This window comes from Nostoc cycadae WK-1 (genome assembly GCF_002897135.1).
Classification (GTDB): Bacteria; Cyanobacteriota; Cyanobacteriia; order Cyanobacteriales; family Nostocaceae; genus Nostoc_B.
On record NZ_DF978425.1, the window covers coordinates 359,218 to 366,438 of the forward strand.

General features: G+C 39.6%; 10 protein-coding genes. 4 read left to right on the forward strand and 6 right to left on the reverse strand.

What is annotated here, in order from left to right; genetic code table 11:
• Positions 1–11 precede the first annotated feature (11 nt).
• From NCWK1_RS09560 to NCWK1_RS09565, 3 genes are all read right to left on the reverse strand, one after another.
• Positions 12–257 (reverse strand): peptidase associated/transthyretin-like domain-containing protein, encoded by a 246-nt coding sequence (locus NCWK1_RS09560; protein WP_222838779.1) that lies wholly within the window; start codon positions 255–257, stop codon positions 12–14.
• A gap of 10 nt (positions 258–267) precedes the next feature.
• Positions 268–423: a hypothetical protein gene (locus NCWK1_RS29490; protein WP_187308100.1), complete on the reverse strand. Its 156-nt coding sequence runs from the start codon at positions 421–423 to the stop codon at positions 268–270.
• A gap of 93 nt (positions 424–516) precedes the next feature.
• Positions 517–789 (reverse strand): hypothetical protein, encoded by a 273-nt coding sequence (locus NCWK1_RS09565; protein ID WP_103124549.1) that lies wholly within the window; start codon positions 787–789, stop codon positions 517–519.
• A gap of 238 nt (positions 790–1,027) precedes the next feature.
• On the opposite strand from NCWK1_RS09565, the gene NCWK1_RS09570 reads away from it, so the two are divergent.
• Together NCWK1_RS09570 and NCWK1_RS09575 are read left to right on the forward strand one after the other, a co-directional pair.
• Complete coding sequence (locus NCWK1_RS09570; protein WP_103124550.1) at positions 1,028–1,711, forward strand: response regulator transcription factor; 684 nt, start codon at positions 1,028–1,030, stop codon at positions 1,709–1,711.
• Positions 1,708–3,162 (forward strand): sensor histidine kinase, encoded by a 1,455-nt coding sequence (locus NCWK1_RS09575; protein WP_187308102.1) that lies wholly within the window; start codon positions 1,708–1,710, stop codon positions 3,160–3,162. Before NCWK1_RS09570 ends, NCWK1_RS09575 begins: the two co-directional genes overlap by 4 nt.
• Before the next feature lie 150 nt (positions 3,163–3,312).
• On the opposite strand, the gene NCWK1_RS09580 is transcribed toward NCWK1_RS09575, so the two are convergent.
• Positions 3,313–3,531: a hypothetical protein gene (locus NCWK1_RS09580; RefSeq protein ID WP_096579869.1), complete on the reverse strand. Its 219-nt coding sequence runs from the start codon at positions 3,529–3,531 to the stop codon at positions 3,313–3,315.
• 270 nt (positions 3,532–3,801) lie between these two features.
• Here NCWK1_RS09580 and NCWK1_RS09585 point away from each other — a divergent pair, with 270 nt between their 5' ends.
• Positions 3,802–4,113, forward strand: coding sequence for a threonine dehydratase (locus tag NCWK1_RS09585; protein WP_096579871.1), 312 nt, complete (start codon positions 3,802–3,804; stop codon positions 4,111–4,113).
• Between the two features lie 220 nt (positions 4,114–4,333).
• The gene (locus tag NCWK1_RS09590) at positions 4,334–4,630 is read left to right on the forward strand and encodes a hypothetical protein (RefSeq protein WP_096579873.1); all 297 of its coding nucleotides are present in this window, start codon (positions 4,334–4,336) and stop codon (positions 4,628–4,630) included.
• Between the two features lie 127 nt (positions 4,631–4,757).
• Here the strand turns inward: NCWK1_RS09590 and NCWK1_RS09595 are convergent, their stop codons facing one another.
• Both NCWK1_RS09595 and NCWK1_RS09600 read right to left on the reverse strand, forming a co-directional pair.
• Complete coding sequence (locus tag NCWK1_RS09595; RefSeq protein WP_096579875.1) at positions 4,758–5,285, reverse strand: HMA2 domain-containing protein; 528 nt, start codon at positions 5,283–5,285, stop codon at positions 4,758–4,760.
• 46 nt (positions 5,286–5,331) lie between these two features.
• The gene (locus NCWK1_RS09600) at positions 5,332–6,624 is read right to left on the reverse strand and encodes a glycosyltransferase family 4 protein (protein ID WP_103124551.1); all 1,293 of its coding nucleotides are present in this window, start codon (positions 6,622–6,624) and stop codon (positions 5,332–5,334) included.
• Positions 6,625–7,221 lie beyond the last annotated feature (597 nt).

Sequence of the window (7,221 nt, forward strand, 5' to 3'; positions counted from 1 at the left end):
TTATCATTTTTTTAGTGAAATGGTATTACATCTGAATAGACACCGAATGCGTCACAGTGCCAAATATCCACAATTGCACCTGCAAGGGGTATACAGCCACTACCTCCAATTTGAGAAATATGCAGCTTTAATTGGAGGGGTACGCCTGCTTTGACCGAACCATCCGCCGGATCAGCGCGAATATCAGAGCGATTGAGCTTTTCATCAACAAAATAAGGCCCTTCAGTTTGCTGTGGACTAACGACACATCCAGGCAAATTAGCAGAATTAACCGTAGATGGATATGGGAGTAGCTACACTTACTTGTTGCTGTGGAGAGATAGACTTTTTCGGCATACATCCCACTACAAATATTGCAGTTCCACCTGCCCTAAATAAACCCAGTGCTTCTCTGCGACTTAATAGGCGATTATTGATGTTCATCAGGTCTAATTATTTGGTGTTACTTAATCAGTCAGATTTACATACAAATATTTGTTGTTCACATTGGGTATTAGCAGTTGTGTAACCTAACAACTAAAATCTAATTCCTTGATTTTTCTTCTGGCTATTTAAGTCTTGATGATTATGATTTGTGTTCTGAGAATTCACTTGGGGATGACGCTTTTTCTGCTGTGGACGGGCTTGTTGATGTTTAATTTGTGGTTTTTTATTAGGACTTAGTTGCTCGGCAATTTGTGTGTGGCGATGAGAAGAAGTTTCGGCATTTGCCTGATTATTTCCCACAAAACCAAATGTGCCAATCATAAAGGGAATTGCTGCGACAGTTAATAATCTACGGATATTCATCACAGTTAACCTCGAAAATTTATGTTGCTGACATTGATGATTAAGCCACTTTAAAATTACAGATAGCCTATTTTATAAATTACATTTTTGTAATTTGATCAAAGAATACACAAGAGGTTATTGAAAAAGAGCGATCGCAATTTTTGACTATGAAAAAATGCTCTAAATTACAGATTTGTAATTTAAGTTACAAGATAACAAACCTATAATGAAACAATCAGTGAACTAGTGAAAGCTTGTGAATGTTCTGTTTGTCGAAGATGAAGCAAAAATTGCTAACTTCGTCCGGGCTGGACTGAAGGAACAGGGATTTGTCGTAGACTATTGCGACAACGGTGATGATGGATATCTGCGAGCAATGGATAACGAATATGATGCCATTATTCTGGACATTATGGTGCCGGGAAAAGATGGTTTATCGATTCTCAAACAACTGCGTCGGGAAGGGCGGAATGCTCCGGTAATTTTGTTAACGGCTCGTAATGAACTAGACGATCGCCTCGCTGGTTTAAACTTGGGAGCCGATGATTACATTGCTAAACCCTTTTTTGTGGAAGAATTAGCGGCGCGGATTCATGCGGTGGTGCGTCGGAGTGTAGGCGATCGCCAAAATTTGCTGGCGGTTGGGTCAATTAAACTTGATCGCATCACGCGGGAAGTTACCTGCAATCAACGCGCTATAGAACTTACTAGCCGTGAGTTTAATTTACTGGAATATCTGATGCGCTCTCCCGGTCGAGTTTTCACCCGTACCCAAATCTTAGAACATATTTGGGGCTATGATTTTAACCCTAATACTAACGTTGTGGATGTCTGCATTCAGCGCATTCGCAAAAAAATTGACCCGATTGACGAAACAAATTGGATTGAAAGCATTCGCGGCGTTGGCTATCGGTTTCGCAAACCAGACAATCAATCGTGAAACAACTGCGATCGTTTCGACTCCGCATTGCGCTGTTATCTGCGACTCTAGCTGGCACTACATTAGTCGGTTTTGGTGCAGTATCCTGGTTTCAGATTTACAATGCCAAAATTAGCCGCTTAGATGCAGAACTGTTAAATCAGTTACTCCGCGCCAACCGTCCCCCAGAGACAGGAAAATTACCTCCGCGCCCAGAACTATTACCTTCTGACTTTGGAACAAATTCAAAAACCCCCATCGCCTTACTGATACTGGATACTAACGGTCAGACAATCCGTGAATTTAACTCCTTATCTGCGGATACTGAGGTGAAAGGTTTACTAATTCAGCGTCTGGAGTTAGCACCTGCGCCACCGTCTATTCCCCGACAAAGACCGCCTGTAATTTTCGGCACAAATCAGCCTGTAAAACCACCACCTCGCCCAATTCCACCACAATTTGTCACGGAACACACCGCAAAAGCAACTTGGCGGATTGGTGCGGCTAAATTTCCGAATGCTCAAGTGGCTTTCGCCGTCAGCCTACAAGCCGTCAATCAAGAAATGGCGAGTATTCGCAACATCTTTTTGGTGTCAATTCCAGGAGCATTACTTTTAGTTGCGGTTGGGGCTTGGTTTGTTTCTGGTGGTGCGTTACATCCTATCCGCCAGTTGACAGGCGTAATTCAACAGGTGACAGTCCAAGGGCTAGATCAGCGGATTCCCAGTGAGACAACAGATGTGGAATTTGTGGAACTGATTCGGGTGTTTAACCAAATGTTAGAACGTCTGGAACGCAGTTTTACCCAAGCTTCACGCTTTAGTGCAGATGCAGCCCACGAACTAAAAACCCCATTAACTATTTTGCAAGGTGAATTGGAGCGATCGCTCCAACAAGTTGAGCCGGGAAGTGAAGTACAGCAACGCTTAAGCAATTTATTAGATGAAGTGCATCGCTTGAGTGGAATTATGCGAAAACTCTTGCTTTTATCTTTAGCAGATGCAGGAAAAATGGGTTTGTATCTGGCTGATGTGAATATGTCTGAGTTGCTACTGGAGATTGTCGAAGATGTAGAATTGCTGGCTCCTCACTTGAGTGTGCAAACTGACATTCCTGATAATTTGCAGGTAAAGGGCGATCGCGATTTACTCATACAAGTTCTCCAAAATCTGCTGAGTAATGCAATCAAATATAATTTTGCTGATGGCTGGATTAAGATTCAGGCGTATCAAACACAAAAAACTCTTAAAGTTACAATTGCCAATTCATCAAAAGATATTTTAGCCAGCGATCGCGATCGATTATTTGAGCGCTTTTATCGCGGTGATCCGGCTCGTACCCGTAAAGTAGAAGGAATCGGGCTGGGACTCAGCCTCGCCCGCGAAATTGTGCGGGCGCATCAAGGCGAACTAGCTTTGGATTCTCTAACTTCTGGTCAAACAGCCTTTACTCTCACTTTACCCATAGCATAATCAAATTTGTCTTACATAGAGATTTTTCACTCTTGAGCTCAGATAGGTTAAGATTCAGCACTTTGTTATAAAAAACGTTCTACCTCGGAAGTATTTATCAGCTTGACAAAATGAGCGACCAATTAAATCAAAATTTTACAAATCCACTTCTTAAACTCTAGATGTGGGTTTTAAAAATAGCCATGCAACAAAAAATGTCGCTGCTGTAAATAGTTGCGTTAAATCCAAAGCAGAGAGATAACCATCTGCAAAAGAAGCAATGCTGCGATCGGTAATGCCAAATACCCAAGATGAGAGTCCAAATAGCCAAATCCCATTCTTGAGATTGCCTACGAACTCTTTAGAGTCGGATTTTTTTTGGTCTTTCATGTCTTCTACTCCGATGGTGGAAAATCTAGTATCTGCAAATGAGAGCTTTTGAACTTCCGACACTGATCTATAACTATATTAATAAATATTTCATAGTGTTGACTAAACTACCTAAAGATACATCTAAGGATGCTGACAATTAACCTTTGGTAGCCTTATCTATGGAAGTAGGTTATAAACCGTGACTTTCTCCCTAAGTCCTGCTACTGAAAACCTCATTATGATGAAATTAAGTCACAATGGTAGTAGGCAATCATAGAGGGTGCTGCTATGGATCGTCTAATTCAAATCATTCGGAACTTTTTTATTCGCCTTGAAGGCTATTTTTCTATTGTTTTCAAGGGTTTTTTGAGTGTTTTTGGCAATATTTTTGGCTTTTTTGCTAAAATTTTCGGATTTACTAACTCTGGTTACTATTTGGAATCTGATGCGGCGCAAACTATCCAGCGAGTCGCAGATAAAGAACCCATAAAAACAGAGCAAAAGACTAATTCGGAAAAGCCTACATTTACACGTCGTCGCTCTCAGTCCAAAGTAGAGGATTATTACCTCAACATGGCTCGTGATGTTGGAAAGAAATAAAAATTAATTTTCAATATCGGTTTTGCAGGGTGGGTTACTTGGTTAACACACCCTGCACATATACGCTAATATTGGAAAGTGTCTTCAAAAAGTAGAAATATTTAAGTATTTATACTTACTTTGATTTTAAGCCACAACAAAATCCCCAGAAAAATCCTACTCATCAGTTTGAGAATCATCAAACCGATGTACTATACAAGTAAATTTTTAACAATTAACAATGGTAGAACGCCCAATTAAGAAATCGGAACGTCAGGCTCAAGCAAATACTGACAATAATTCAGAAAATTCTGATTCTGCGCCTTCTATTGAATCTCATCCTAAACGCTCAAATTCTAGAGATAATCGCTCCTCTGGTAAAAGAAAAAAAGACTCTGCTAAGGATGAAATTAAACAGCAGGTTAATCCTGCTTTAGCGCGTGGGCCAAAACCTGTTAAAGCTCCAGTTATTGTTAAATCGGAGCCTGAAACTGACGCGGAGCAAGTCTCTGAAGAGTCTCCATCTGAAGAATCATAGGCCTCTAACTTCAGACTCAGTAAAGTAAAGTCAAGGTATTTTTTGCCTTGGCTTAATTTTTCAGAATTAACGACATCATGTAATTGAATTTTAGATTTTGAATCTTCAATCTAAAATTGATTTACTTCTATTCGTCAGTTGGTGGTTTCTTTTTGTCGCTAAGTTTAACCAAGCTTTCTAAGCCATACCACAGCAAAAGATATAAAGTGGTTGTTTTCCATCGAGCTAAGGGCGGAAGCAATCTTTTCAGCACGATCGCCACTACAGTAAATGGGATAATTACTCGCAAGTCTACGCTCTCTTTAGTAATATTTGTGACTTGCTGATTAAATTTAAATAGCGTTTGAGTTAACTTTACAGGCTGGGATTTTTCGCCTGGAGTAATTATTACTAAACCTTGAGCCTGTAATTTATCTATTATTTCTGCAAAATTGCTATTTTCGGCTGGTGTATATATTGTAATGCTACCTGTTTGAGAATTCACCTTAACTTGATCAATCTGCGGAAAAAAGACTTTGAGGTAATTAGCAATTAGCTGAATTTCTGCTTTTTCTTGGTGCTGAGGGGAAATTCTCAGCCGTAACCGCCCTGGAGTCTGACTGACAATTTGAATATATATTGGTGTGGATAAATTCTCTAAAGGTAGTTCTGGCATAAAACCTCCGCTACACCCAACATAATATATCGCCCCATTTTTGAGTTTACTGAATATCAATAATTGATTCTGGGGAATTCAATTTTAGAACATTATCCACATTTGATGTGCGTTTAGCGATCGCATCCATAAATAGCTCTTCATACTTTGCAATTGCTTGTTCACAAGCATAATTTTCAACGGCAAACTGTCGGCCTTGCTTGCCTAAATGCTCTCGGCGCTGTGGATGATCATACAACTCTAAGATGGCATCTGCTAAGGCATCTGGGGATTCTGGCTCGACAACTACACCTCCGCCACTTTCTTGAATTGCTTTAGCCGCCGTACCTGTTGCTGGTACTGAACCCACAATTGGGCGACCACTCGCCAACAGCAGAGGAATCTTAGAAGGCATATTAAAGGAAATGACATTGCGTTTCTGCACAATTAACCCAACATCAGCAGCAGCTAACATTTGCGGGAGTTGTTCGCGCGGCTGTAGCGGTAAGAGTAGTACATTGTCTGCGCCACAAGATAAACAATATTGTTGTAATCTTCTTAATGCGATCGCTTCCCCAGCAATCACAAAGGTAATTTCTGGAATATGACCTAACTTCGCCGCCGCTGCGACGACTGTTTCTAAACCTTGAGTCAAGGCAATATTCCCAGAATACATCACCACAAATTTTCCATCTAATTGATGGGTCATTTTCCAGGGATTATGCTCTTTTGCCAGTGGATAAATGAAATTGACATTTACCCAGTTCGGAATACAAATAATTTTTTTAGCAGATATACCTTTATTCACTAAATTTTCTAAAAAACCATCAGCAATCACGCTGATGGTTTGAGCATTTCGATAAGCAAATTTCTCTAATAACTCACAAAATCGAATCATCCTCTTATTAGTCATTAACCCAACACGCACTGCTGCTTCTGGTAGAATATCTTGCACATTTAACACTATTGGGCAATTGTATAGTTTGCCTAACAAAGCAGCTGGCAATGTCACTAATAACGGTGGTATCGTCAGCACAATTATATCCGGTCGTTTACCTCTCAAGGCTTGCGGCAAACTAGTCACGATAAAACTTAACTCCAACAGTAATCTATCCAGCAAATTGGGTTTTGACTTAATTCGCAAATAACTGCGTTGAATAGTTACCCCATTAATTTTTTCTGTAACATACCACTTACCCTGATAGCCTTGATAAATTTCTCGTTGGGGATAGTTGGGCATTCCTGTAATTACCCGCACTTCATGACCTTGTTTGACTAGTCCTTCTGCTAGTTCAGTCATTAAAGGTGCAATTCCAATTGGTTCTGGATGGTAGTTATAGGAATAAATCAAAATCTGCATGTGTTATTTATAAAATATTTTTAGTAATTAGGCTGAGTTTCAGAATAGGTTTTTAGCTGTTTAGTGAGTTAAATTAATAGGTTATGATTTAGTTAAAACTTTTTCAATAGTTAGATTTAAAAATTAAAAAATTGTATGGATAGTCTGCACTTTGATTTGATTTTGCATGGAGATTATATCAACTCAGATGAAATTAAGACAGACTGATCTACACATTGAACACAAAAAAATGTAAATTTTAATTATTGTCTGGTGTAATTAAGCTTTAAAAAAGGATGATTCATATTGATAGGGTAAATTACTCAGGAGCAACCTAAGTTTACCATTGAGTTTGTTACTGAAGAGGAAAAACGCCAGGGTGTAAGGGAAAAGACCCCATAAATAAATTTAGGAGGCAGTGCGTTGGACTGGGCGAGTAATACCAATTCCCCAAAATATGGCTACATATATGCAGCAGAGGGGCAGGGGGAGAATTATCTAGAGGCTGGATTTAGAGAATTGGTATAAAAATACTCATTTCTCGCCTCTCATCCTGTTTTATCCGTTATGTCAAGTTCGGATAATTAGTGCCGACATTCCGCAGGTAAGTGAAGAGAT